The sequence below is a fragment of the Nocardioides sp. P86 genome (assembly GCF_023712465.1).
In the GTDB taxonomy this organism is placed as follows: domain Bacteria; phylum Actinomycetota; class Actinomycetes; order Propionibacteriales; family Nocardioidaceae; genus Nocardioides; species Nocardioides kribbensis.
The window spans coordinates 1-452 of sequence record NZ_JAMAYE010000032.1; the positions used below are offsets into that span (position 1 = coordinate 1).

The 452-nt window shown below is 55.5% G+C and carries 1 pseudogene; it reads right to left on the bottom strand.

The window, feature by feature from the left end:
* Positions 1–217: 217 nt before the first annotated feature.
* A pseudogene (locus M3673_RS18815) lies at positions 218–452 on the bottom strand (hypothetical protein); the annotation flags it as partial.

Below are 452 nucleotides of genomic sequence, written 5' to 3' on the forward strand. Positions count from 1 at the left end.
TCGAGATTGGCAAGACAGTAGAGCTACCGACCGGGGGAACTGCAGAGCCTGAGCATCCATCAGCCTGGTTCTGCAAGGGACATGTCTGTCTGCCGCCTGTCCAGAACGCCGATGCTTTGCGACTGCTCCTCGGCAAGGCATCCTGAAATAAGAAGCGCCGCAACGGTTTCCCGCGCGGCGCTTCTCAAACGGTTTGAACCGAGTAATTTTTACGTATTCATCGAATCGAAGAATTCGGAATTGCTCTTGGTCTGCTTGAGCTTGTCGATAAGGAATTCGATCGCATCGGTCGTGCCCATCGGCGCGAGAATACGGCGCAGAACAGAACAAAGATCTTCTGGAGATCGGCGCGCGGTACGAGCAGGTCTTCCTTGCGGGTGCCGGACTTGAGAATGTCCATGGCCGGGAAGATGCGCTTGTCGGCAACCTTGCGGTCAAGCACGATTTCCGAG